Source organism: Pseudochelatococcus sp. B33 (assembly GCF_053570585.1).
Genome location: NZ_JBSEFH010000011.1, coordinates 101,848 through 125,496 on the forward strand (window position 1 = coordinate 101,848; position 23,649 = coordinate 125,496).

A 23,649-nucleotide genomic window follows, 5' to 3' on the forward strand; every position below is an offset into this window, starting at 1 on the left:
ATCGCTATCGTTTGGGTCCGGACGCGGTGTGAGATTATGGACACCATCGTGGGCATGCTTGCCCTTTATTTCATCATCTGGTGGATCACGCTGTTTGCGGTGCTGCCGCTGGGTGTGCGCGGGCAGTGGGAGGACGAGGTCACCCCCGGCACCGAGCCCGGCGCGCCGCAGGCGCCCCGCCTGTGGCGCAAGGCCCTGATCACGACGATCCTGGCCGCGGTGATCTTCGCCGTCGTGATGCTGCTCATCAATATCGTGTCGCTCTAGCGAGGTGCGATAATCCGTTCCATGAGGATAATAGTCTATCTATTTGACATATAAATTGTATTCGGCGCACCGATTCGAGCCTGCCGCCAAAACAAAAGAGCAGAGCCGAAGCTCTGCCCGTGAAGTATGAACAAATTCTCAACCCTGCCGCAACGCCGATGGCCGCTGGTTTTTGGAGCGGCGTTGGCCACGCGCGACGGATTTCCTCCCGAGACTTGGGCCGCACCGGCAGATAGATAGAGCCTCCGGTCCGCGAGCCGACGGGACTCATACGACATTCGTCGAAGGTTGTCATCTTTTTATGCAGAACGGTCGGCCCGCATCATCCGATGGCCGAATGCGCGTCACCGGTGTCATGCGAACCGGCCCGGCCGCCGCCGCGCGCACGCCCATCGGCGGCGCACCCGCGCCAATTCCCGGCGAACCGCTCCGCGGCTGCGGAAAGCTGTGTGCAGGATGCGCAACAGATGGTATTGCCCTATAAAGGCTTGTAATCGATTCCACCCGTCCGTCGTCCAGGATCGCCAGTCAGGACCACCATGCGTCTCAGCCGCTATTTCCTCCCGAACCTCCGCGAAACGCCCAAGGAAGCGGAGATCGCCTCCCACCGCCTGATGCTGCGCGCCGGCATGATCCGCCAGCAGGCGGCAGGGATCTATTCCTGGCTGCCGCTGGGCTTGCGGGTGCTCAACAAGATCACGGCGATCATCCGCGAGGAGCAGGTGCGGGCGGGGGCGCAGGAGATCCTGATGCCGACCATCCAGTCGGCCGACCTGTGGCGCGAGTCCGGCCGCTACGAGGCCTACGGCAAGGAGATGCTGCGCATCCGCGACCGGCACGACCGCGAGATGCTCTATGGCCCGACCAACGAGGAGATGGTCACCGACATCGTGCGCGCCTACGTGCGCTCCTACAAGGACCTGCCGCTCAACCTCTACCACATCCAGTGGAAATTTCGCGATGAGATCCGGCCGCGCTTCGGCACCATGCGCTCGCGCGAGTTCCTGATGAAGGACGCCTATTCCTTCGACATCGACGCCGAGGGCGCGCGCCATTCCTACAACCGGATGTTCGTGGCTTATCTGCGCACGTTCGCGCGCATGGGGCTCAAGGCCATCCCGATGCAGGCGGACACCGGCCCCATCGGCGGCGACCTCAGCCACGAGTTCATCATCCTCGCCTCGACGGGCGAGAGCGAGGTGTTCTGCCACAGGGATTTCCTCGATTTCCCGGTTCCCTCCGCCGATACAGATTTCGACGACCAGGCGGGGCTGCAGGCGATCTTCGACCGCTGGACGTCGCTCTATGCCGCGACGTCCGAGAAGCACGATCCCGCGACCTTCGAGGCCATCACGCCGAGCAGGCAGGTGTCGGCGCGCGGCATCGAGGTGGGGCACATCTTCTATTTCGGCACCAAATATTCCGAACCGTTCAAGGCCGCCGTCGCCGGGCCGGACGGGCGCGAGCACATCCTGCACATGGGGTCCTACGGCATCGGCCCCTCGCGGCTCGTCGCGGCGATCATCGAGGCGAGCCACGACGACGCCGGCATCATCTGGCCCGATCCGGTGGCGCCGTTCCATGTCAGCCTGCTCAATCTCAAGGTGGGGGACGAGGCGACCGATCTCGCCTCGCGCCGGCTGGAGAAGGCGCTCACGGCGCGCGGCTTCGACGTGCTCTACGACGACCGCGACGAGCGGCCGGGCGGGAAGTTCGCCACCGCCGATCTCATCGGCTCGCCGTGGCAGGTGCTGGTCGGGCCGAAATCGCTGGCCGAGGGCAAGGTCGAGGTGAAGCGCCGCGCCACCGGCGAGCGCGAGCTCCTGTCCGTCGAGGACGCGGTGGAGCGCATCGCCTCGTGACCTGCACATGATCCTGAAACGACGGGCGAGGCGGTCATGACGGCGACGGCACAATCGAACGAGGCCGGAACCGGCGCGCCCAGTGCGACGCCGCCGTTCGCAGCCTTCGAGTGGCTGCTGGCGTGGCGCTATCTGCGCGCGCGCCGGCGCGAGGGGTTCATCTCGATCATCGCCGGGTTCTCCTTCGCCGGCGTCATGCTGGGCGTGGCGACGCTGATCGTCGTCATGTCGGTGATGAACGGCTTCCGGGCGGAACTCCTCAGCAAGATCATCGGCGTCAACGGCCACATCTTCATCGCCCCCATCGATTCGCCGCTGCGCGACTTCGAGGCCGTGTCCGAACGGGTCGCGGCGCTGCCGGGGGTCGTGCGGGCGGTGCCGATGGTGGAAGGGCAGGCGCTCGCCTCCTCGCCCTACAACGCCGGCGGCGTGCTGGTGCGGGGCATCCGCGAGCGCGACATCACCGCCATTCCCTTCATCGCCGGCACCATCCGCGAGGGCACGCTGGAGGGGTTCGACGAGAAGGGGGGCGTGGCCATCGGTCGCCGCCTGTCGGAGCAGTTGAGCCTCCGGGCAGGCGACAGCATCACCATCGTCTCGCCCAAGGGGGCCGCGACGCCCTTCGGCACGGCCCCACGCATCAAGTCCTACCCGATCGTGGCCGTGTTCGAGATCGGCATGTCGGAATTCGACGCCGCCTTCGTCTACATGCCGCTGGAGGAGGCGCAGGCCTATTTCAACCGCGACGGCGACGTCAGCGTCATCGAGGTCTACACGCAGGACGCGGACCGCGTCGACGAGGTGCGCACCGCGATCGATCAGGTCGCCGAGCGCCAGATCATGATGACGGACTGGCGCCAGCGCAACCGCACGTTCTTTTCGGCGCTGGAGGTGGAACGCAACGTCATGTTCCTGATCCTGCTGCTGATCGTGCTGGTGGCGGCGCTCAACATCATTTCCGGCCTCATCATGCTGGTGAAGGACAAGAGCACCGACATCGCCATCCTGCGCACCATGGGTGCGACGCGCGGCGCCATCATGCGGGTGTTCCTGATCACCGGCGCGTCCATCGGCATCACCGGCACGCTGGCGGGCTTCCTGCTCGGACTGCTGATCACGCTCAACGTCGAGTCCATCCGTGCCTTCCTGTCGTCACTGAGCGGCACGGAACTGTTCTCGGCCGAGATCTACTTCCTCAGCCGCCTGCCGGCGGTCATCGAGCCCGGCGAGGTGGCGACCGTGGTGATCACCGCGATGCTGCTGTCGCTCGCCGCCACCATCTATCCGAGCTGGCGGGCGGCGCGTCTCGACCCCGTCGAAGCCTTGCGTTACGGGTGACACCATGAGCAGCACGCCGCCGCCCGCCCTGTTCCTGTCGCGGGTCGAACGCCGCTACCGGCAAGGGCAGGGGACGCTGGAGATCCTGCGCGGCGTCGATGTCGCCGTATGGCCGGGCGAGATCGTCGCCCTCGTCGCGCCATCGGGCTCGGGCAAGTCGACCCTGCTCCACTGCGCCGGCCTGCTGGAGCGCCCCGACGCGGGCGAGGTCTATATCGGCGCGCAGCCGACCGTCAATCTGGACGACGCGGGCCGCACCCGCCTGCGGCGCCTGGAGATCGGCTTCGTGTACCAGTTCCACCACCTGCTGCCGGAATTCTCGGCGCTGGAGAACGTCTGCCTGCCGCAACTGATCCGCGGCCTCGACCGGGAGACCGCGCGGGCGCGGGCGACCGAGCTGTTGTCCTTCCTCGGGCTCGGCGAGCGGCTGGAGCATCGCCCGGCGGAGCTTTCGGGAGGCGAGCAGCAGCGCGTCGCCATCGCCCGCGCCGTCGCCAACGCGCCCCGGCTGCTGCTCGCCGACGAGCCCACGGGCAATCTCGACCCCAGGACGGCGGGCCACGTGTTCGCGACCCTGATCGCGCTGGTGCGCGCCTCGCGTCTCGGCGCGCTGATCGCGACCCACAACCTCGACCTGGCCGAGCGCATGGACCGGCAGATCACCATCCGCGACGGGCTCGTGGTGCCGCTGTAGTACCCGATCTCAATGAGCGTGCCTCATTGAGATCGGGTCAAGCCCGCGCGGCGCCTGAGCGAAGAGCGGGAGTGCCGGGATCGCTCAGGCGAAGAAGGGCTCATAGCCGGGCGGGAGCGGATCGGCCGCCGCGTGGGCCGCGTCGAGGACCGCCCGCCATTCTTCCAGCGCCGAGGCGTCGTTGCCGGTGATGTCGTCGATCGACAGGTCGGCCAGCAAGACGTTCTGCAGCGTATAGCTCTGGTTGTTGGACGGGATCAGGATCACGACCGATCCGTCCTGCTCCACGACCTCGAAATGCTCGGCGGCGAACCAGCCGAAATCGAGGGTATCGCTGCCGGGATCGAAATCGATCACCGTGTGGGTGCCCCAGGCCCAGGTGATGGCCGTGGTCGTCGGCAGGCCGTCGTCCTCTACTGTCGCCGTGTCGGTGACGGAGGGAGGCGCGTGCACGCTGTCGAGCGCGCCGTTGCCGCCGATGACGACATCGGGATCGAGACCGGCGGCGGCCGCGATCTCGGCCAGCGTCCTGCCCTCGATCCAGCTCTGATGGGCCGCGTGGACGAGGCTCTGGGCGGAACTGGCGGTATCGCCCGACACATCCCAGAACATCATCCCGCCGAGGCCGAGCGACTGCGCCCATTCCGACTTCAGGGCGATCGATCCGGGTGTTTCGAAGGTCGAGAAGATGCCGAGCTGCTCGTTGTACAGATAGGCGGCCTGGGCGTCGTCGTCCCAGTACAGCGCCCAGCCGCCGTTGGGGTCCTGAAGCTGCGCCAGCAGGTCCTTGTAGTCGTATGTGCCCGCCTCCCACGTGCCCGGCGGAAGGCCGGTGGAAGCGCCGTAGAGGCCGCCGTCGCCGCCGTCCGCAACGCCGCTCCAGGCGCGGGTGTAGGCCGGCGCGCCGAGCACGATCTGGCCGGGATCGACGCCCGCCGCGAGATAGAGATCGACGGCCGTGGCGATGTCGTAGGGGCTGCCCGTCGGTGAATAGAGCGGCGCCAGGTGCCCGGTCGTCGTGTCCCAGTGGCCGTGGAAGTCGTAGGCCATCAGGTTGAAGAAATCGACGTACTGGGCGATGCCCTCCAGGTTGAAGTTCGCGATCTTGTCGAAACCCGCCGGTGAGGCGATGGAAATTTCGTAGGTGCGGCCGGTCCCGGTTTCGAGCGCATCGAGCCTCGCGCGCACCTCGGCGAGCAGCAGGGCGTAGTTGAGCCCGTCCTCCGGGCGCGAGGGATTGCCCGCGGATCCGCCGCCGCCGGGGAACTCCCAGTCGAAATCGATACCGTCGAACATGGTATAGGTGGTGAGGAAGTCGATCACGGAATCGGCGAATGTCGCCCGGCCTTCCGCCGTCGCCGCCACGTCGCTGAACGGGCCGGACAGCGTCCAGCCGCCGACCGCGACGAGGACCTTCAGATGGGGGTGCGCTTCCTTGAGCTTGGCGAGCTGGTTGAAGTTGCCCGCGAGCGGCTGGCCCGACGCGTCGGCGACGCCGTCGACGCTGTCCGCAGCGCTGAAGAGCTGCTCGACGGCCGCGTAGCTGTCGAAGAGCGCCAGCTCGCCGTTGGCGTCGATCTGGGTGAAGGCGTAGATGAGGTGGGTGAGCTGATCGGCGGGAACGTCCGCGATGTCGTAGTCGGGAGCATAGGTGCTCCATTCGGTGTAATAGGCGGCGACGATGGGAGACGAGGGGCCGTCGCCGCCGGTTCCCGGCTCCGGCTCGCCGGCGGCGTCGATCGCATCGGCCCATTTGGCGAGCGTCTCGGCGTCGTAGCTCAGGATGTTGTCGCTCGACAGGTCGGCGAGCGTCACGCCCCGCAGTGTGTAGGTCTGCAGGGTCGCCGGGATCGAGATCACGACGGAGCCGTCGTCTTCGGCGATGCTGAAGTATTCGGCCGCGAACCAGTGAAAATCGAGCCTGTGGGTCGCGGGGTCGAAGTCGAGCACGATATGCGTGTCCCACAACCAGTTGATGGTGATGACATCGCCCGCGTCCGGTGCGCCGCCGGCGTCGTAGTCGGCGGGATCTTGCCCGTCGACGCCCTGATAGGCGGCGACCACGCCATCGCCGTCGATGTCGACCTGCCAGAACTGCTCGGCCAGCGCCACTGTCCCGCCGGCCTGATAGGCCGCGACCAGGATGGCGGGGTCGATGATGTCATAGTCGCCGAACCGGTCGGCGTGCTGCAGGATGGCGTTGCCGGTGGCGTCCGTGGCGACGGCGCCGTTCAGGAGAAAATCGAGCACGGACCAGGCGCCGCTCCGGAGCGAGGCCGCCAGGATGCCGCTTTGCGTCAGCGTCACGCTGGCGGTAGCGCCTGAATCGTCGACGTAGGTCGCCGTGGTGCCGATGTAGTCGGCGAGCGTCTTGCCCTGCGCGGCCAGACCGGTCGCGAGCACATCCAGGCTATGGCCGAAAGCCGCCAGGACGACAGACTCCTGAATGCCGGTCTTGAGGTCGTCGAGGCTGTGGATGCCGTCCTTGCCGGTGAACGCGCCACCCCACGTATTCGACGCGGCGCCATTGCCGTAATAGGCCGACGCCGTGTAGTAGCCGAGGTCGATCAGCAGGGCCTCGCCGAACTGATAGCCCACGAAGCCCAGCGCGCTGACGGAACGGTATTGCAGATCGCGCCAGCTCAGATTGCCGGAGAGGTAGGCGCCCCAGTCGTCCTGCCCGACCCAGCTTATGATCTGCCCCTCGGCGATGACGCCGGATTGATACAACTCCCAGTTTACCGCGGAATGGTAGGCACGAAGTCCATTCAGGAAATCAGCAAACGATCCGGCAGACATGCGCGTTCCACTCCGAATTGAAGGATGATCTATTGGGCAGAACGAACCTTACTGCCTGCCTCTAAGCCGGTCAACCGGCAAAGAACTTCTGACAATAAATAAAAAGGCACCTGTTCGCCATATATTGCCATGGAATAACATTTTAAATACTGTATTAGATGAATTAATTGCCTTAATTAATTGTAATTGCTGGCGGAATTCCTGTTCAAAGGCGTGTGCCCGCTCACAGCGGACGCGTTTCGACGACGTAGGTCTCGAAAAAATCCGAGAAGGTCGCCACCCGCAGCGGCAGGTGCTCGTAGGGCGGGTAGTAGAGCGTCAGCCAGATCTGCGGCGTCGTCCAGTCCGCCAGCACCTCGACCAGCCGGCCGGCCTTCAGGTCGTCCTCGACGATGAAGCGCGGCAGCAGGGCGATGCCCTCGCCGTTGATGACGAGTTCGGCCAGAAAATCGCCGTTGTTGGCGCTGAATGCGCCCTTGGCCCTGTGGCTGTGGCGGCTCGCCCCCTTCGACAGCTCCCACGTCTCCTCACGCGCGTCGGCCTCGAAGCTCAGGCACGAGAACCCGGCGAGGTCGCCTGGCTCCGCGGGCGTGCCCCTCGTCGTCAGATAGGCGGGGGCGGCCACGAGCACGCGGGGAACGGCGCAGATCTTGCGCCAGATCGTGGATTTGTCGGACGGCGGGCCGGATATCCTGACGGCGAGATCGAAGTCCTCCTCGACGATGTCGACGAAGCGGTCGGACAGATTCACCGCCACATGCGTTTTCGGGTAGAGGGTCGCGAATTGCGACAGCACCGCCGGCAGGACCTTCAGTCCCAGCGACATGGGCGCGGCAATCCGGATCCTGCCCGATGTGATGCCCTGTGCTTCCCGGGTTTCCTCGGCCGCCGCCGCCAGTCCGCGCGACAGCGGCGCGACGCGCGCGGCATAGACCGCTCCCGCCGAGGTCAGCGAGACCTGCCGCGTCGTGCGCACGAGGAGCTGCACGCCCAGGCGATCCTCCAGCGCCGCGACCGTGCGCGTCACCGAGGCCGGCGTCATGGCGAGCTGGCGTGCCGCGCCGGCGAAGCTGCCGTGCTCGGCGACCGTGAGGAAAACGCGCAGGGACTCCAGCTCGCCCATGGGGGATCATTACGTATTTCGCAACAATATATGCAAGATTATGTCTGTTCTGTTTCGATATCGCAACCGTTATCTCTCGCATCAGGAACGGCAACCCGGAGCATCAAACCAACGAACGGATCGCGTTCTTGGGTGAATTTGATGCAGAAACAATGAGATGGCGCGGCGGTGCCGATCGAGGTTCCCTGTCCGCCGCGCTCATGCGAGGAGCATCCGATGCTTACCCAGATCAAGGGCCTGCACCATGTCACGTCGCTGGCGGCGGACGCGCAGGCGAACAACGACTTCTTCACCAAGCTGCTCGGTCTGCGCCGGATCAAGAAGACCGTGAACTTCGACGAGCCCTCCGTCTATCACCTCTATTACGGCGATGAGATCGGCACGCCCGGCACGGTCATGACCTATTTCCCCTTTCCGTATCTCTCGAAGGGCGAACGCGGCACGGGCGAGGTCTCGGAAACGGTCTTCTCGGTGCCCCGCAACGCGCTCGGCTACTGGAAGGATCGGCTCGCCGGCCGCGGTCTCGCGGGCCTTGAGGAATACGAGGCCTTCGGCGAGAAGCGCCTGCGCTTCCTCGGTCCCGACGGCGACGGCTTTTCGCTGGCCGAGATCGACGGCGACAGCCGGGCGCCGTTCGCGGGCGGTCCTGTGCCGTCCGGGGAAGGCGTGCACGGTTTCCGCGGCGTCACCATGCGGCTGCGCGACGGCGGCGCGACGGGCGAACTGCTCAAGTTCATGGGCTATGAGGAGGTCGACCGGCAGGGCGCCCTGACGCGCTACGCGATCAGCGGCGGCAACGACGCCGATATCGTCGACCTGGAGGTCCTGCCCGGCGCCACGCCGGCGCACCAGGGCGGCGGCTCCGTTCACCACGTCGCGTTCGCGGTCGAGAACCGCGCCGCGCAGCTCGACGTCCGCAGGGCGCTGCTCGATACCGGCTACCACGTCACCCCGGTCATCGACCGTGACTACTTCCGGGCGATCTACTTCCGCACGCCCGGCGGGGTGCTTTTCGAGGTCGCCACCAACGAGCCGGGCTTCGACCGCGACGAGGATTCCGCGCATCTCGGCGAGGCGCTGAAAGTGCCCGCCCAGTATGCCCACCTGCGCGAGCGGATCGAGCAGATCCTGCCGCCGATCAACGACTAGATGCAAGGGCCCCCGCCGGCGGCGGCCGGCGGGGGCCCGTCGCACAAGGAGCATGATCATGTCCCTGAATGCCTATCATCATATCGCCAGGCCGCCCGTGCCGGGCGCGCCGCTCGTCTTTGCCTTCCACGGCACGGGTGGCGACGAGCATCAGTTCACCGGTCTCATCCGGCAGATCCTGCCCGACGCCGGCATCGTCGCCCCGCGCGGCGACGTTTCCGAACGCGGCGCCAGCCGGTTTTTCCGCCGCACGGGCGAGGGCGTCTACGACATGGAGGATCTCGCCGTCCGGACCGACAGAATGGCGGGCTTCATCCGCGCTCACCGCGAGGCGCACAAAGGCGGGGCCGTCTACGGACTGGGGTACTCCAACGGCGCCAACATCCTGGCCTCCGTGATCTTCGATGCGCCTGAGCTGTTCGACCGCGTCGTGCTGATGCATCCGCTGATCCCCTGGACCCCGCAGCCCAACCCGGCGCTGGCGTCGCTCAGGGTGCTGGTCACGGCAGGCAGGCACGATCCCATCAGCCCGCTTTCGCTGACGGAATCCCTGGCGCTCCATTTCGAAAACCAGGGCGCAAGGGTCGACCTGTGCCTGCACGACGGCGGGCACGAAATGCGGCAGGAAGAAATCGGTGCCATCGGCGCATTCCTCAAGAAGGCATAGTCCGCCGATACCCGATCATCCGCTCACCCCGTTCGAAGGAGTTGAACAGATGGCCAATCCAGGCACACCCACCTTCGATCAATTGCGTATCTTTCTCGCGGCCGTCGATGCGGGCAGCTTCGCGGGCGCCGCGCGTCAGCTCAACCGGGCCGTCTCGGTCGTCAGTTACGCGATCGGCAATCTTGAGGAGCAGCTCGGCCTCGAGCTGTTCGAGCGGCAGGCCACGAGAAGGCCGCGCCTCACTGCCGCGGGACGCGCGGTGCTGGCTGAAGCCCGCGCGCTCGCGCACGGCATCGAGGGCCTGCGCGCCAAGGTCAAGGGCCTTCTCGACGGGCTGGAAGCCGAGGTCGACGTGGCGGTCGACGTCATGATCCCGGCCGAACGGATCGGGAGGATGTTGCGGACCTTCGCCGACGAATATCCGACGGTCGCCCTGCGCCTTCATGTCGAGGCGCTGGGCGCGGTCACGGCGATGGTTCTGGAGGGCAAAGCGGAGATCGGAATCTCGGGCCCGTTGTCGGCCGGCGTCGCCGGCATCGAGTCGATGCCGGCGGGGTCGGTGCCGATGGTGCCCGTGGCCGCGCCGAAACACCCGCTCGGCCGCATGAAGACGCTTCCCCCCGGAGAGGTGCGCAACCATTGCCAGCTCGTGCTGACCGATCGGTCGCGATTCACCGAGGGGCGCGATTTCTCGGTGCTGAGCCTGCGCACCTGGCGGCTCGCGGACCTCGGCGCGAAGCACGCGTTGCTGCGCGAGGGCATCGGCTGGGGGTTCATGCCGCTGCCGTTGATAGAGACCGATCTGGCCGAGGAGACGCTTCTCCGGCTTGCGGTGCCCGATCACCCCGGCGGCACCTATCGCTTCTCCGGGATCTGGAAGCGGGACACCCCGCCGGCGCCAGCAGCGTCCTGGCTGCTCGACCAGTTCGCTTCCGTCGGCGCCGAGGATATCGAGGAAGAGGGCTTCAAGGATATGTGACCGCCTCCTCTGGTTCAAAGTGGCCGCAGCAGATGCCTGACCAGAGGCGGCCTGTCGCCGATATGGAAGGCATGCAGCATTTCCTGATCGATCTGGTCGGCGTGGGTCACACGGGCGTGCTGGCGCTGGTGCTCCAGCCAGCTTTCGACGATGAAGCACTCGACCACCCGCCCGGGCTCGGCGGTATCCTCCCACACGTCCCAGCGGATCGCGCCGTCGCGCTGGCGCACCGCGCTGAACCGGCGCAGCGCCGCGATGAACTCCGCCACCCGGCCGGGCTCGATCCGGTACTCGATCTCGATCAGCACCGGGCCACGGTCGCCGGCGGGCTGGACGGCGACCACGGGCTCGGCCCAGTGGTTCGAGGGCGAAAGGTCGACGCCGGTATCCTTCGGCAGCCGCCAGAGCAGCGCCAGCAGGAGCGCCGCCGCCTGGCCGACAGCCGCGACGACGAGCGCGGTGGCGACGTCGGTGCGCGCGGCGAGCGTCCCCCACAGGATGCTGCCGCCGGTCATCGCGCCCTGGAAGACGAGGAGATAGACCGCGAGCGCCCGCGCCTTGACCCAGCCGGGCGAGGCCATCTGCGCGGCGACGTTGAGCGAGGTGAGCATGCCGATCCAGGCGAGGCCCGCTATCAGCATCACCGCGCCCGCCACCCACGCGTTCGGCGCGATGGCCATCGTCAGCAGGGCGACGGCGAACAGAATGGTCGCGCCGACGGAGATGGTGTTGGCGGGAACGCGCTTGCGCAGCTTCTTGAGCAGCAGCGCCCCGCCGATCGCGCCCGCACCCATGCAGGCGAGCAGCGCACCGTAGCCGGCGGCGTCGAGCCCCAGACCCCGCCGGGCGACGAGCGGCAGCATGGCCCAGAGCGCGCTGCCGAATATGAAGAAGCCGACCGCGCGGATGAGCACCAGACGCAACGCCGGCGCGTGGCGCGCATAGCGGTAGCCGGCCTTCAGCGCGCCGATGAAATGCTCCGGCGGCAGCGTATGGACGTTCGCCGGGCGCTCCCAGCGGAGCAGCACGATAAGCACCGCCACGACCGACAGCGCGTTGAGGGCGAAAACGGCCGGCGTTCCCGCAATCGCGACGATGACGCCGCCGAGCGCCGGCCCGATGGCGCGCGAGATATTGACGCCGAGGCTGTTGAGGGCGATGGCGTCGGGCAGTGCTGCCCGGTCCACGAGCTCCGGCACGATCGCCTGGAACACCGGCGCGCTGAGCGCCGCCGACACGCCGAGCACGAAGGTGACGGTGAGAAGCACATAGGGCGTGGTCAGATCCTGCCAGGTCAGGACCGCCAGCACGGCCGCGGCCGCAAGGCCGAGCGTCTGCGCCGCCAGCAGCAGCTTGCGCCTGTCGACGATATCCGCCAGCGCGCCGGCCGGGAGCGCGAGCAGGAACATCGGCAAGGTGGTCGCCGCCTGCACGAGGGCGACGAGGAGCGGGCTCGGCGACAGCGACGTCATCAGCCAGCCGGCGCCGACATCGTTCATCCACGTGCCGATGTTCGAGACGATGGTGGCGATCCACAGCGCGCGGAAAACGGGGAAGCTCAGGGGGCCGGCGATGGCGGCCGGCGCTTGCTGGGTCGTCGTCATGTCCGCTCCGTTCGATGGTTCAGGATCGCGGCGAGCATGAGCCCGCCGATCAGCCCTGCGTGTTCGAGGAAGGTATTGCGCTCGTGGAAACGCGCCATGGGGTCGGCGACCTGCCAGAACGGATGCGCAATGAGCGTCGCCACCGCCGTGAAGACGCCGAGCGCCCCGGCCCCGAGCCAGCTCCAGCCCCACGGCCCCGCGATCACCAGCAGCGACCCGCCGATCTGCACGGCGATCGTCGCCGCGACCGTGAGCCAGGCCGGCTCGAGTCCGAAATGGGCGGCCTCGCCGAAGGCGTCGTCGAGGTCGAGGAGTTTCGCGATGCCGCTCGTCCAGTAGGGGAGCGTGAGCAGAACGGTGGCAAGGCGCGCGAACCCGCGCGCCTCCAGAAGTGCCGAGATCGGGCCGGGCGTCATGCTCAGACCGCCCAGCAGCCGCAGCCGAACGCCCCCCAGAAGGTGCGGACGTCGGCGGCAGGCACGTCGGCCGCGAGCGCGGCGGCGTGATCGTGCCCGTGCACGGCGCAATCGTTCGCGCAGCCGCAGTGCAGCGACAGCTTGGCGCGCGCTTCCGGCGTCTTGTGATAGCCGCCGAAGGTGGCGACCGGCGACCAGTCCGGCGCCGGCGGGGGCAGTTCCGGCGCGAGCGGCGCATAGTCGCCGTCGCCGTGCACCACCTTGCCGCCAAGGATCGTCAGGACGGAGCGCAGATGCACGATGTCGCTCTCCGGCACGGAGAAGTAGTCGTCGGAGAGCACGGCGAGATCCGCCAACTGCCCCGCCTTGATCTGGCCCTTCTTGCCCTGCTCGTTGGAGAACCACGTGTTCGCCTCGGTCCAGAGCCTGAGCGCCGTCTCCCGGTCGAGGCGGCTTGCTGCCGGATAGAGGGTGAGGCCGCCCACGGTCTTCGAGGTCACGAGCCACGAGAGCGACACCCACGGGTTGTAGCTCGCCACGCGCGTCGCGTCCGTGCCCGCGCCCACCGGCAGGCCCGCTTCCATCATGCGCCGGATCGGCGGTGTGCGTTCGGCGGCCTTCGCGCCGTAGCGCTCGACGAAGTACTCGCCCTGATAGGCCATGCGGTGCTGCACGGCGATGCCGCCGCCGAGCGCCGCGATACGGTCGATGTTGCGCTCGCTGACCGTCTCCGCATGGTCGAAGAACCAGTTGATGCCGGCAAACGGAATGTCGCGGTCGACCTTCTCGAACACGTCGAGCGCGCGGGAGATGGTCTCGTCATAGGTGGCATGGAGCCGCCACGGCCACTTGTTTTCCGCAAGGAGCCGGATGACCGGTTCGAGATCGCTTTCCATGTTCGGCGGCATTTCCGGCCGCTCGACGCGAAAATCCTCGAAGTCGGCGGCGGAATAGACCAGCATCTCGCCGGCGCCGTTGTGACGATACGTGTCGTCGCCCTGGCCGGGCGACACCTGCTTCACCCAGGAGGAGAAATCGCCGAGCTCCTCCTTCGGCTTCTGGGTGAAGAGGTTGTAGCTGATGCGCACCGTGAGCTGGCCGTCGGCGTGCAGCTTCTCGATGATGGCGTAATCATCGGGATAGTTCTGGAAGCCGCCGCCGGCGTCGATCACGCTGGTGACGCCGAGGCCGTTCACCTCGCGCATGAAATGGCGCGTCGAGTTGATCTGGTAGTCGGCCGGCAGCTTCGGCCCCTTGGCGAGTGTCGAATAAAGGATCGTCGCATTCGGCTGCGCCAGCAGCAAGCCGGTCGGGTTGCCGGTCGCGTCGCGTGCGATCTCGCCGCCCGGCGGGTTCGGCGTGTCCCTGGTATAGCCCACGACGCGCAGCGCCGCGGCGTTGAGCAGCGCGCGGTCGTAGAGATGCAGGATGAACACCGGCGTGTCTGGCGCGACCGCGTTCAGCTCGTCGATGGTGGGCAGGCGCTTTTCCGCTAACTGGTGCTCGGTGAAGCCGCCGACGACGCGCACCCATTGCGGCGCCGGCGTGCGGGCGACCTGCTCCTTGAGCATGCGCATGGCGTCCGCGAGGCTCGGCACGCCGTCCCAGCGCAATTCCAGATTGTAGTTGAGGCCGCCACGGATGATGTGGGTGTGGCTGTCGATCAGGCCCGGAATCACCCGGCGGCCCTTGACATCGATGATCTCCGCTTCCGGCGCCGCCGCGCGGACCTCCCCCTCCGTGCCCACCGCGAGGAAGCGGCCGTCGCGGATCGCGATCGCCTCCGTGGCGGGGTTCAGGCGGTCCAGCGTCGTCACCTTGGCGTTGACGAGGATCAGATCATTTCCGGACATTGGGCTCTCCGTTGCATGAGCGCGAAAGGGAGCCGCAAGCGCGGCCGCGGCGGCTCCCGCGATGGTCTGGCGGCGCGTGATCCTGCTCATGACGCATCCTTTTCCCGGTTGTGGGGGAGTTCCCCGAGAATATGCTCGGCGCAGTCGGTCCGCACGAAGGATGCCACTTTCTCCCCGTCGACGAGACGCTTGGCCAGCGGCACCACCTGTTCGCCGAGCAGCATGCCGAGCAGGCCGATCAGCGCCACGACCGGCGGGGCCGGCGAACGGACGCCGAGCAGGCTGTAGACGACACCCACGAGCAGGCCGGCGCCGAGCGAGAGAAGATACATCTTCATGCGGCGATCTCCCGTGCATGATCCGCGTCAGGACCGTTTCCGCCGCAGGCGGTTCCGACGCGGGACGATGTGTCGAGGACCCGCAAGGCCGGGGGAACGGCGATCGGGAAAACCGCCATTCCGGGAGATGCCCGCAGGTTCAGGTCTCTGGAACGCATTCCCATAGGAGAACGGCTAGTGGCCGCCTTCGGAGGCACCGAACATGGTCTTGGCGTAGGTGATGCCGAGGCCGTAGCCGCCGCCCAGCTTCCTGGCGATTCCGGTGGTCAGATCGTAGGTTTCGGTGCGGGCCCAGTCGCGCTGGAGTTCGAGCAGGTACTGGAGCGCGGTCAGCGGACGCACGCCGGCCTGTACCATGCGCTCCACCGCGCGCTCGTGCGCTTCCGTCGAGATGTCGCCGCACGCGTCGGTGACGACATAGACCTCGAAGCCCTGATCCAGCGCGGACAGGGTGGGGCCGACGATACACACCGAGGTCCAGAGCCCGGCGAAGACGAGGCGCTGCTTGCCGATGAGGTTCACTTCCTCGATGACAGCCGCGTCTTCCCAGGTGTTCATCGACGTGCGGTCGAGAAGCGCCTGGCCGGGGAAGGGTTCGGTGACTTCGGTGAACATGGGTCCCGAGAAGCTCTTCTCGGCGACGGTCGTCAATATGGTGGGCACCTTGAAGCCGGCCGCCGCCGCCGCGACCAGCCCGGCGTTGTTGCGCAGCAGTTCGGGCGCGATCGACTTGGTGGCGAAGGCCATCTGCGACTGATAATCGATGAGTATCAGCGCGTGGTCCGAAGGCGACAGCAGCGTCTTTCCAGGCGTCGGAGTTGCAGTAAGGCTCATGTTTACTCTCCTCTCTAGTGCTGATGGCGTCACTATGCCAGAAAGCGATAAGCCGAAGAACTTGTATAATTTTGTAGTAATTTTTCGATTATCTTGAAAAGTTGCCGATCGATTTCTGGATTTAATAAGATAAGCCGCTCCAGAATCAGCGATCATTGCCTGTCGAGATTCCCAGAGCACCAGGATCGTCGCGCCTCAGCGCAACGAAACAGTGACCTCGAGGGCCCGAGGCCGCCGTGAACGACGAGGGTCGCGCGATCCGCGCCGTCTGCCGCGGGGCACAGGACACGATCAATGGTCTGCGCTCGGTTTCTACGCGCCACCACCATACCATGTGTCGAGGCGTGGGACAGGCCGCCGATCCGCGAGGTTTTGTCGGGCACGCCGCGTAATGGCGCGTCAGGGGCAGAGAGGCAGAAGCCTATGATGCCGGTTCGCACAGCGGCAGCCGGAGGGAAGCCTGAAAACCCTGCGGCTTGTGCGCGAAGGCGATGTCGCCGCCGTGATGCCTGGCGATCGCCCGGGCGATGGAGAGGCCGAGCCCGACGCCGCCGGTCTCGCGGTTGCGCGAATGCTCGAGGCGGAAGAACGGAACGAAGACCTGTTCGCGCGCTTCGTCCGGTATGCCCGGCCCGTCGTCCTCGACGAGGATGAAGACGCCCTGCTTTCGCTTTTCGAGCGAGACGCGGGCCCGCTCGCCGTACTGAACGGCGTTTTCCACCAGATTCCGGACGGCACGGCGCAGCGCATCCGGCCGGCACCGGCAGAGGATTCGCTCGCTTGCGGAAAATGTCACGTCGAGGCCGATATCGGTCAGGTCGTCGCACAGGCTGCTGACCAGAGCGCTGAGGTCCACGGTGCGGGTCGGTTCGAGCGTCACGTCCTCGCGGGCGAACGCAAGGGTCGCCTCGGTCATCGTCTGCATCTCGTCGAGCGTCGCGAACATCCGCTCCTGCAACTCGGGATCGGACACGAATTCGGCCCGAAGCCGCAGCGAGGTGATGGGCGTGCGCAGGTCGTGACCGATCGCCGCCAGCATCCGTGTACGATCCTCGACGAAGCGCTGGAGCCGTGCCTGCATGAGGTTGAACGCCGCCGTCATCTGCCGGATGTCGTCCGGCCCGCGCTCGGGAAGCGGTGGCACGGCCTCGCCGCGTCCGAGCGCCTCGGCTGCGACGGCAAGCTGTCGCATCGGCCGCGCGATCCAGCGCGCCACGGAAATGCCGATGGCCGAGAGGACGAGGGCGGTGATGGCGAACGAGATGGCGGACTGCCGTGTCCAGATGTCGTTTGCTATCGGCTTGGAGAACACGGTGTTGAGCCACGCGCCGCTGTCGAGCTGCACGGCAAGGCCCATGCCGTTCATGTCGTCGAGCGAGAGGAACTTGGCCGGCCGCGACAGCGGCCACGCATAGGGCGGCAGGCTCGTCCAGGGAGGCTCGACGGCAAGCGGGGCCGGTTGCGTCAGCGCCTCGACGGCATAGATCTTGGGCACCTTCGCGACCGGGGCGGAGAGGGGGGAATGCTGCCCGGCGAACTTGGACAGGCCCGGCAGCGGCGCTTCCAGCTGGGCCTTGGCGAGTTCCTGCCACGCCTCGGCATCCACGTGCCCGTCCTCCGACAGCCAGAAGCGGGTGTTGGCCGTGTCGCTCGCGCGCAATATGTCGACCGCGAGTTCGGGCGGCGTGATGTCGATGAGTTTGGCGATCGAGGCCGCGCGGCTCAGGAACTCGCTCTTCGCCGCCGCCCGCAGCGCCTGGCCGCGCTCCTCCCAGGAGACCAGCACGCCGATGCTCTGGGAAACCGCGAGCGCGAGCAATATCACGCAGATGAACTGCGCCGCGAGACTCCGTCCCCACAGCCGGATCATGACGTCACCACCCTGGCGGTGAAACTGTAGCCGCCGCCCCAATGGGTCTTGATGAGCATGGGATTGCGCGGATCCGCCTCGATCTTCTTCCGCAGCCGGCTGACCTGGTTGTCGATGCTGCGGTCGAACGAGTCGGCGCTGCGCCCGACCGTCAGATCCAGAAGCTGGTCTCGGCTGAGCACCAGCCCGACGTGATCGATGAACGCAGAAAGAAGCCGGAACTCGGCTGTCGACAGCGGCACGGCGACCCCGTCATCGGCGACGAGTTCCCGGCGGCCGGTATACAGCACCCAGCGGTCGAACGCCACCGTGCGTGCCTTGAGGCTGGCGCGCTGCGGGGGCAGGCTCTGGACGCGGCGGAGCACCGCCTTGATCCGCGCCAGCAGCTCACGCGGGTTGAACGGCTTGGTCAGGTAATCGTCGGCGCCGAGCTCGAGGCCCACGATCCGGTCGGTGTCGTCGGCCATGGCGGTCAGCAGGATAATCGGGATGCTGCCGTCGCCGCGCAACTGGCGGCAGATCGAAAAGCCGTCCTCGCCCGGCATCATCACATCGAGCACGATGAGATCCGGGGCGATTTTCTCGAGCAGCCGCCGCAGGGCGCTGCCGCTTTCGGCCTTGCTGATGCGATAGCCATGCTGCGCCAGATATTGCCCCACGAGATCGCGGATATCGCGGTGGTCATCAACGACGACAATGTGCGGCATCGGATTCATGGCAGCATGGCTCATATCCGGAAGATAAGAGAACACCCGGCCCGGACCCTATAACAAAATTGTATCAAAATGTGTCAGCAGCCGCCTTTTGCGAAATCTTGCAACGCCCGGGGGCATTCCTGACAGACCTGCGCGACAGGTGCTCTTCATGATCGCCGCATTCCTGAGGCTGTCAGGGACCATGGACAGGACCCGGACGAGGCCGGCCGTCCGACGCAAGGAACATTGCATGGCCGATACCGGTTGTATCGGCGAGCGATGCGACGCGGCAGCGGGCAACGTCGCCAGCGTCCGGGCTCTGTCCATGGTCCCCAACGGCTTCTAAGGCAATTCCAGCAAAACCGGGGACCGGTTTTGCTGGAATTGCGTAAAAACAAAGAGATAGAGCATTCCTCCTTTTCGACGAAAAGGAGGAATGCTCCAGGCCCAACGAGCGGAGGCGAGTCTCGTATGTCGGCGGAAAACCGGTCTGTTTCTCCAGGGTCTCTGTCATCCTTCGATGCCGTGGTGATCATCGTCGGCCTTGTCGTCGGCATCGGCATCTTCAGAACGCCTTCGCTGGTTGCTGCCAATGTCGACAGTGAGCTCGCCTTCATCGGCATATGGGTCATCGGTGGCATCGTCACGCTGATAGGCGCGCTCTGCTATGCGGAGCTGTCCGCGGCCTATCCCCACGCGGGCGGGGAGTATCACTTCCTGTCCCGGATCTACGGCAAGCCCGCGGCCGTTCTTTTCGGCTGGGCGCGGGGATCGGTGATCCAGACCGGCGCCATCGCGGGCGTTGCCTTCGTGCTCGGCGACTATGCCGCGCAGATCCTGCCTCTGGGACCATACGGGCCTGCTCTCTATGCCGCGCTGGCGATCATCGTCTTCACCGGCGTGAACGTCGTCGGCACTTTCCAGAGCAAGACGCTCCAGGTCGCCATCACCTTTCTGGAGGTCGGCGCGATCCTGGCCATCATCGCCTTCGGCCTCTTCGGCTCGGGAACGGCGGAACCGGTGATCGAAACGCCGCCGGCCGGCACCGCCGCGTTCGGCATGGCCATGATATTCGTGCTGCTCACCTATGGCGGCTGGAACGAGGCGGCCTATCTCACCGGCGAACTCAAGGATGCGCCGCGCAACATCGCGAAGGTCCTGATCCTGAGTTCAGCCATCCTGACCACGCTCTACGTGCTGATCAACGTCGCGCTCCTCTCCATCCTGGGGCTCGACGGCCTGCGCGCGTCGCAAGCCGTCGCCGCCGACATGATGCAGCGGGTCGCAGGACCTTCCGGCGCGCTCATCGTCAGCCTCGCCGTGCTGGCGGCCGCCGTTTCCACGCTGAACGCGACGATCTTCACCGGTGCCCGCGTCTATTTCGCCATGGCCCGCGACCTCACCCTGCTGCCGAAGCTCGGAGAGTGGGACGAGCGCGGCCGCAACCCCGCGAACGGGCTCATCGCGCAGGGCATCGTCGCGCTCGCCCTCGTCGCACTGGGCGCGGCAACGCGCGACGGTTTCCAGGCGATGGTGGACTACACGGCGCCCGTGTTCTGGATGTTCATGCTGCTGGTCGGCCTCGGACTCATCATCCTGCGGCTGCGCGAACCGGACCGCAGCCTGCCCTACAGGGTGCCGCTCTATCCGCTGACGCCGGTGCTGTTCTGCGCCACCTGCGCCTACATGCTGCACGCCAGCGTCGCCTACACAGGCGTCTCGGCGCTGATCGGCCTCGCGGTTCTTGCCTCCGGCGTGCCGTTGCTGTTCTTCCGCCGGACCGAGGCGACCGCCGATGTCCCCCGCCGCTCTTTGCCGGCGACCGTCAGGTTGCCCGACTGACCGTGATTTCAACCTGGAGAAAGGCCATGTTCAATCTTCGCAAACTTGCCATCGCCTGCGCCATATCCGCGCTCACCGCAACAGGCCCGCTGGCGCAGACGACGGCGCCTTCCAGCCCGCCCGCGGACGCCGCGACCCCCTCCGTCGGCCAGGCCGGCAAGGATGTCATCTGGCTTCCGACCGCGCAGGGGCTCGTCGACCGCATGCTCGAAATCGCCAAGGTCACGCCGGACGACTATGTCATCGACCTCGGTTCCGGCGACGGCCGCACCGTCATCACGGCAGCCAGGCTCGGCGCGCGTGCCCGGGGCATCGAATACGATGCCGGCCTGGTGGCGCTGTCGCAGCGCAACGCCGAGGCGGCGGGCGTGAGCGAGCGCGCCACCTTCGTGCAGGGCGACATCTTCGAATCCGACTTTTCGGAGGCGACTGTGATCACCCTGTTCCTGCTGCCGAGCCTCAACGTCAAGCTCCGGCCCCTGCTGCTCGACATGGAACCCGGCACGCGCGTCGTGTCCAACTCGTTCGACATGGGGGACTGGGAACCCGACGAGAGCGTCGAGGCGAGCAGCGATTGCGTCAACTATTGCACCGCCCATCTCTGGATCATTCCGGCCAAGGTGCAGGGCAACTGGCGCCTCGGGGACGGCGAGCTGTCGCTGACCCAGACCTACCAGATGCTGAGCGGCGCGCTCACGCAGAACGGGCAGGCGACCCCGATCACCGACGCGCGCATGGACGGGCGCTCGATCGTCTTCACCGCCGGCGGCAGCCGCTATTCCGGGCAGGTCAACGACGACGGCAACATCAGTGGGACCATTGAAGGCGGCGGGGAATGGAGCGCCTCGCGTGTGGGCGAGTGAGTGAATTCCGATCGATCAAATGATCCCGTTTGATCGGAAGGCTGCTCTATAGCATCAAGCCGGAAAGTGTGCGCTTTTCGGCTTGATGCGTAAACAGATCGATAGAGCGGCGGCACGATTCTGTCTGAATGTCCGTTGCTCTAGACAGGCTCGGTCAGCTCCTCGTATTCGCCTCCCTCGCGCCCGACCGGCGACGGCGAGACCGCGTCGGCATCGCGGGCGAGCGTCTCGCGGGCGGCATCCACCTGGCGCTGGCGGTCCCACAGGGCGGCATAGAGGCCTCCTCGCGCCAGCAACTGCGCATGGGTTCCCCGCTCCGCGATCCCGCCCCGGTCGAAGACGAGAATCTCGTCGGCATTGACGATCGTGGACAGGCGGTGGGCGATCACCAGCGTCGTCCGTCCCTCCGAGACCTTGTCGAGCGCCCGCTGGATCTCGCGCTCGGTGAAGCTGTCGAGCGCGGACGTCGCCTCGTCGAGCACCAGGATACGGGGCGACTTCAGGATGGTGCGGGCGATGGCCACCCGCTGCTTCTCGCCGCCCGAGAGCTTGAGGCCGCGCTCGCCCACCTGCGTGTCATAGCCCTGCGGCAGGGAGCGGATGAAGTCGTCGATCTGCGCGAACCGGGCCGCCTCCGCGACTTCGGCCTGCGACGCATCGGGCCGCCCGTAGCGGATGTTGTATTCGATGGTGTCGTTGAACAGCACCGTATCCTGCGGCACCATGCCGATGGCATCGCGCAGGCTTTCCTGCTGCACGTCGGCAATGTCCTGTCCGTCGATGAGAATCCGCCCGGCCTGCGGTTCGTAGAAGCGGAAGATGAGCCGCGACAGCGTCGACTTGCCCGCCCCCGAGGGGCCGACCACCGCAACGGTGCGGCCGGCAGGCACGGTGAAGCTCACGCCGCGCAGGATGGGGCGTTCGGGCGTATAGGCGAAGCGCACGTCCTCGAAACGCAGTTCGCCGGCCTTCGCCACGAGCGGCAGAGCGCCGGGCCTGTCCCTCACCTCGGGATCGCGCGCGAGAATGGCGAACATCTCGCCGATGTCGATCAGCGCCTGCCGGATCTCGCGATACAGCATGCCCATGAAATTCAGCGGAAAATAGAGCTGCATGAGCATGGCGTTGACCATGACGAAACCGCCGACCGAGGCGGTGCCGGCGCGCACGTCATAGATGGCCATGACCATCACGGCCACGAGGCCGAGGGAGAAGATCACCGCCTGCCCGCCGTTCAGATAGGCGAGCGAGACATAGGTATCGACACTGGCGCCCTCGTAGCGCGCGAGCGAGGCGTCGTACCGCTCGGCCTCGCGCCGCTCCGCGCCGAAATACTTCACCGTCTCGTAATTGAGCAGGGAATCGATCGCCTTGGTGTTGGCGTCGTTGTCCGATTCATTCATCCGCCGGCGGATGTCGATCCGCCACTCCGTCACGCGGTAGGTGAAGGCGAGGTAGGCCGCCACCATGACGAACACGACCGCGGCGAACCGCCAGTCGAACTGCCACCACAACACGCCGAGGACGAGCAGAAATTCGAGGATCGTCGGCAGCAGGTTGAGGACGAACATGCGCACCAGTTCCTCGATGCCCTCCCGCCCGCGTTCGAGCACGCGCGTCAGCCCGCCCGTCTTGCGTTCCAGATGGAAACGCAGCGACAGGGCGTGCATATGCCGGAAGGTTTCCAGCGCCAGCCGGCGCACGGCGTTCATCGCGACCGAGGCGAACAACCCGTCCCGCCACTGCGTCAGCAGCGCCATGGCGATGCGCATGCCGCCGTACAGGACCGTGAGAAACACCGCGCCGGCGACGAGCGTCGCCGCCTCGCTGCCCCGGGCCTCCCCGGTCAGCGCGTCGACCGACCACTTGAAGCCGTAAGGCATGGCGACGGTGATGATCTTCGCCGCGAGCAACAACAGGAAACCGAAATAGACGCGGCGCCGCAGGTCGGCGCGGTCGTGCGGCCACAGATAGGGCCAAAGACCGCGCAGCGTCTGCCGGAAGCCACGTCCGCTCGCGGCTGGCTTGGCTTGCGGCGTGGCGGAATCGCTTTCGGCACGCGCGTCCTCCGGGCGGGGATCGCCCCCGGCACCGATGTGTCGATCAGACATTGTTATCGTTCCCACCCCAGCGAATCGGCCAACATGCGGACAGCGCAAGATACGCCTTTTCCGAATCGCAACGCCCCATCAAGTCGCGCTGTAGGATATTTCCCATTCACTTTTGATGAAATTATGGATCGTCGATGCTGATTTTTATGGACGATCGGCGCGATGACCGGGCGATCTCCATCGATGGGTGTGCCGCGCCCGTGCCCGATCATCGGCCGAGCGCCGGTGGCATGCCATGGGGTATCGGCACGAGCGCCATGGCGGGGACCTCGAATCCTGCGGCCGCTCCGGGCGCAAGCGACAGGCATGCTACCGGGAACACGGCTGCGGAACCTCGCATCCGTA

The 23,649-nt window shown here is 66.5% G+C and carries 19 protein-coding genes; 9 read left to right on the forward strand and 10 right to left on the reverse strand.

The genetic code is table 11. The annotated features are described in order from the left end of the window. Positions 1–36: 36 nt before the first annotated feature. The 4 genes from ACUSIJ_RS13790 (at position 37) to ACUSIJ_RS13805 (ending at position 4,161) form a co-directional block, all read left to right on the forward strand. Positions 37–267 (forward strand): DUF1467 family protein, encoded by a 231-nt coding sequence (locus tag ACUSIJ_RS13790; RefSeq protein WP_449308979.1) that lies wholly within the window; start codon positions 37–39, stop codon positions 265–267. 539 nt (positions 268–806) lie between these two features. Beyond that, complete coding sequence (gene proS, locus ACUSIJ_RS13795; RefSeq protein WP_449308980.1) at positions 807–2,129, forward strand: proline--tRNA ligase; 1,323 nt, start codon at positions 807–809, stop codon at positions 2,127–2,129. Positions 2,130–2,165: 36 nt separating this feature from the next. Continuing rightward, on the forward strand, positions 2,166–3,467 hold the full coding sequence (locus tag ACUSIJ_RS13800; RefSeq protein WP_449308981.1) for a lipoprotein-releasing ABC transporter permease subunit: 1,302 nt from the start codon (positions 2,166–2,168) through the stop codon (positions 3,465–3,467). 4 nt (positions 3,468–3,471) lie between these two features. Next, positions 3,472–4,161, forward strand: coding sequence for an ABC transporter ATP-binding protein (locus ACUSIJ_RS13805; protein WP_449308982.1), 690 nt, complete (start codon positions 3,472–3,474; stop codon positions 4,159–4,161). A gap of 84 nt (positions 4,162–4,245) precedes the next feature. Here the strand turns inward: ACUSIJ_RS13805 and ACUSIJ_RS13810 are convergent, their stop codons facing one another. Both ACUSIJ_RS13810 and ACUSIJ_RS13815 read right to left on the reverse strand, forming a co-directional pair. Next, a complete protein-coding gene (locus ACUSIJ_RS13810) occupies positions 4,246–6,960 on the reverse strand; it encodes a glycoside hydrolase family 18 protein (protein WP_449308983.1) in 2,715 nt (904 codons plus the stop codon). A 223-nt stretch (positions 6,961–7,183) separates the two neighbouring features. After that, positions 7,184–8,083 carry a LysR family transcriptional regulator gene (locus tag ACUSIJ_RS13815; protein ID WP_449308984.1) on the reverse strand — a complete coding sequence of 300 codons (900 nt, stop codon included), beginning with the start codon at positions 8,081–8,083 and terminating at the stop codon, positions 7,184–7,186. 216 nt (positions 8,084–8,299) lie between these two features. On the opposite strand from ACUSIJ_RS13815, the gene ACUSIJ_RS13820 reads away from it, so the two are divergent. From ACUSIJ_RS13820 to ACUSIJ_RS13830, 3 genes are read left to right on the forward strand one after another with little or no spacing between them, the layout of a single operon-like run. Continuing rightward, on the forward strand, positions 8,300–9,232 hold the full coding sequence (locus tag ACUSIJ_RS13820; RefSeq protein WP_449308985.1) for a ring-cleaving dioxygenase: 933 nt from the start codon (positions 8,300–8,302) through the stop codon (positions 9,230–9,232). A 58-nt stretch (positions 9,233–9,290) separates the two neighbouring features. Next, the gene (locus tag ACUSIJ_RS13825) at positions 9,291–9,899 is read left to right on the forward strand and encodes an alpha/beta hydrolase (protein ID WP_449308986.1); all 609 of its coding nucleotides are present in this window, start codon (positions 9,291–9,293) and stop codon (positions 9,897–9,899) included. A gap of 49 nt (positions 9,900–9,948) precedes the next feature. Next, positions 9,949–10,878 (forward strand): LysR family transcriptional regulator, encoded by a 930-nt coding sequence (locus ACUSIJ_RS13830; protein ID WP_449308987.1) that lies wholly within the window; start codon positions 9,949–9,951, stop codon positions 10,876–10,878. Between the two features lie 14 nt (positions 10,879–10,892). Here the strand turns inward: ACUSIJ_RS13830 and ACUSIJ_RS13835 are convergent, their stop codons facing one another. From ACUSIJ_RS13835 to ACUSIJ_RS13865, 7 genes are all read right to left on the reverse strand, one after another. Further along, positions 10,893–12,482: an MFS transporter gene (locus tag ACUSIJ_RS13835; protein WP_449308988.1), complete on the reverse strand. Its 1,590-nt coding sequence runs from the start codon at positions 12,480–12,482 to the stop codon at positions 10,893–10,895. Beyond that, complete coding sequence (locus ACUSIJ_RS13840; protein ID WP_449308989.1) at positions 12,479–12,898, reverse strand: DoxX family protein; 420 nt, start codon at positions 12,896–12,898, stop codon at positions 12,479–12,481. Before ACUSIJ_RS13840 ends, ACUSIJ_RS13835 begins: the two co-directional genes overlap by 4 nt. Before the next feature lie 2 nt (positions 12,899–12,900). Further along, positions 12,901–14,832, reverse strand: a complete 1,932-nt coding sequence (locus tag ACUSIJ_RS13845; RefSeq protein WP_449309084.1) for an amidohydrolase — start codon at positions 14,830–14,832, stop codon at positions 12,901–12,903. 5 nt (positions 14,833–14,837) lie between these two features. Continuing rightward, a complete protein-coding gene (locus ACUSIJ_RS13850; RefSeq protein ID WP_449308990.1) occupies positions 14,838–15,089 on the reverse strand; it encodes a XapX domain-containing protein in 252 nt (83 codons plus the stop codon). Positions 15,090–15,263: 174 nt separating this feature from the next. Further along, a complete protein-coding gene (locus ACUSIJ_RS13855) occupies positions 15,264–15,923 on the reverse strand; it encodes a hydrolase (protein ID WP_449308991.1) in 660 nt (219 codons plus the stop codon). Positions 15,924–16,344: 421 nt separating this feature from the next. Next, complete coding sequence (locus ACUSIJ_RS13860; RefSeq protein WP_449308992.1) at positions 16,345–17,793, reverse strand: ATP-binding protein; 1,449 nt, start codon at positions 17,791–17,793, stop codon at positions 16,345–16,347. Continuing rightward, entirely contained in the window at positions 17,790–18,509 is a 720-nt protein-coding gene (locus tag ACUSIJ_RS13865; RefSeq protein ID WP_449308993.1) for a response regulator, read from the reverse strand. The genes ACUSIJ_RS13860 and ACUSIJ_RS13865 overlap by 4 nt, the downstream gene beginning before the upstream one ends. Before the next feature lie 450 nt (positions 18,510–18,959). Between ACUSIJ_RS13865 and ACUSIJ_RS13870 the strand changes: the two genes are divergently transcribed. Both ACUSIJ_RS13870 and ACUSIJ_RS13875 read left to right on the forward strand, forming a co-directional pair. Further along, positions 18,960–20,330: an APC family permease gene (locus ACUSIJ_RS13870; protein WP_449308994.1), complete on the forward strand. Its 1,371-nt coding sequence runs from the start codon at positions 18,960–18,962 to the stop codon at positions 20,328–20,330. A 26-nt stretch (positions 20,331–20,356) separates the two neighbouring features. Next, positions 20,357–21,193 carry an SAM-dependent methyltransferase gene (locus ACUSIJ_RS13875; RefSeq protein WP_449308995.1) on the forward strand — a complete coding sequence of 279 codons (837 nt, stop codon included), beginning with the start codon at positions 20,357–20,359 and terminating at the stop codon, positions 21,191–21,193. 140 nt (positions 21,194–21,333) lie between these two features. On the opposite strand, the gene ACUSIJ_RS13880 is transcribed toward ACUSIJ_RS13875, so the two are convergent. Further along, the gene (locus ACUSIJ_RS13880; RefSeq protein ID WP_449308996.1) at positions 21,334–23,304 is read right to left on the reverse strand and encodes an ABCB family ABC transporter ATP-binding protein/permease; all 1,971 of its coding nucleotides are present in this window, start codon (positions 23,302–23,304) and stop codon (positions 21,334–21,336) included. Positions 23,305–23,649: the final 345 nt, after the last annotated feature.

Coding starts and splice junctions, on each gene's coding strand:
- ACUSIJ_RS13790 (WP_449308979.1), top strand. CDS start 37: ATGGACACCATCGTGGGCATGCTTGCCCTTTATTTCATCATCTGGTGG.
- proS (WP_449308980.1), top strand. CDS start 807: ATGCGTCTCAGCCGCTATTTCCTCCCGAACCTCCGCGAAACGCCCAAG.
- ACUSIJ_RS13800 (WP_449308981.1), top strand. CDS start 2,166: ATGACGGCGACGGCACAATCGAACGAGGCCGGAACCGGCGCGCCCAGT.
- ACUSIJ_RS13805 (WP_449308982.1), top strand. CDS start 3,472: ATGAGCAGCACGCCGCCGCCCGCCCTGTTCCTGTCGCGGGTCGAACGC.
- ACUSIJ_RS13810 (WP_449308983.1), bottom strand. CDS start 6,960: ATGTCTGCCGGATCGTTTGCTGATTTCCTGAATGGACTTCGTGCCTAC.
- ACUSIJ_RS13815 (WP_449308984.1), bottom strand. CDS start 8,083: ATGGGCGAGCTGGAGTCCCTGCGCGTTTTCCTCACGGTCGCCGAGCAC.
- ACUSIJ_RS13820 (WP_449308985.1), top strand. CDS start 8,300: ATGCTTACCCAGATCAAGGGCCTGCACCATGTCACGTCGCTGGCGGCG.
- ACUSIJ_RS13825 (WP_449308986.1), top strand. CDS start 9,291: ATGTCCCTGAATGCCTATCATCATATCGCCAGGCCGCCCGTGCCGGGC.
- ACUSIJ_RS13830 (WP_449308987.1), top strand. CDS start 9,949: ATGGCCAATCCAGGCACACCCACCTTCGATCAATTGCGTATCTTTCTC.
- ACUSIJ_RS13835 (WP_449308988.1), bottom strand. CDS start 12,482: ATGACGACGACCCAGCAAGCGCCGGCCGCCATCGCCGGCCCCCTGAGC.
- ACUSIJ_RS13840 (WP_449308989.1), bottom strand. CDS start 12,898: ATGACGCCCGGCCCGATCTCGGCACTTCTGGAGGCGCGCGGGTTCGCG.
- ACUSIJ_RS13850 (WP_449308990.1), bottom strand. CDS start 15,089: ATGAAGATGTATCTTCTCTCGCTCGGCGCCGGCCTGCTCGTGGGTGTC.
- ACUSIJ_RS13855 (WP_449308991.1), bottom strand. CDS start 15,923: ATGAGCCTTACTGCAACTCCGACGCCTGGAAAGACGCTGCTGTCGCCT.
- ACUSIJ_RS13860 (WP_449308992.1), bottom strand. CDS start 17,793: ATGATCCGGCTGTGGGGACGGAGTCTCGCGGCGCAGTTCATCTGCGTG.
- ACUSIJ_RS13865 (WP_449308993.1), bottom strand. CDS start 18,509: ATGAATCCGATGCCGCACATTGTCGTCGTTGATGACCACCGCGATATC.
- ACUSIJ_RS13870 (WP_449308994.1), top strand. CDS start 18,960: ATGTCGGCGGAAAACCGGTCTGTTTCTCCAGGGTCTCTGTCATCCTTC.
- ACUSIJ_RS13875 (WP_449308995.1), top strand. CDS start 20,357: ATGTTCAATCTTCGCAAACTTGCCATCGCCTGCGCCATATCCGCGCTC.
- ACUSIJ_RS13880 (WP_449308996.1), bottom strand. CDS start 23,304: ATGTCTGATCGACACATCGGTGCCGGGGGCGATCCCCGCCCGGAGGAC.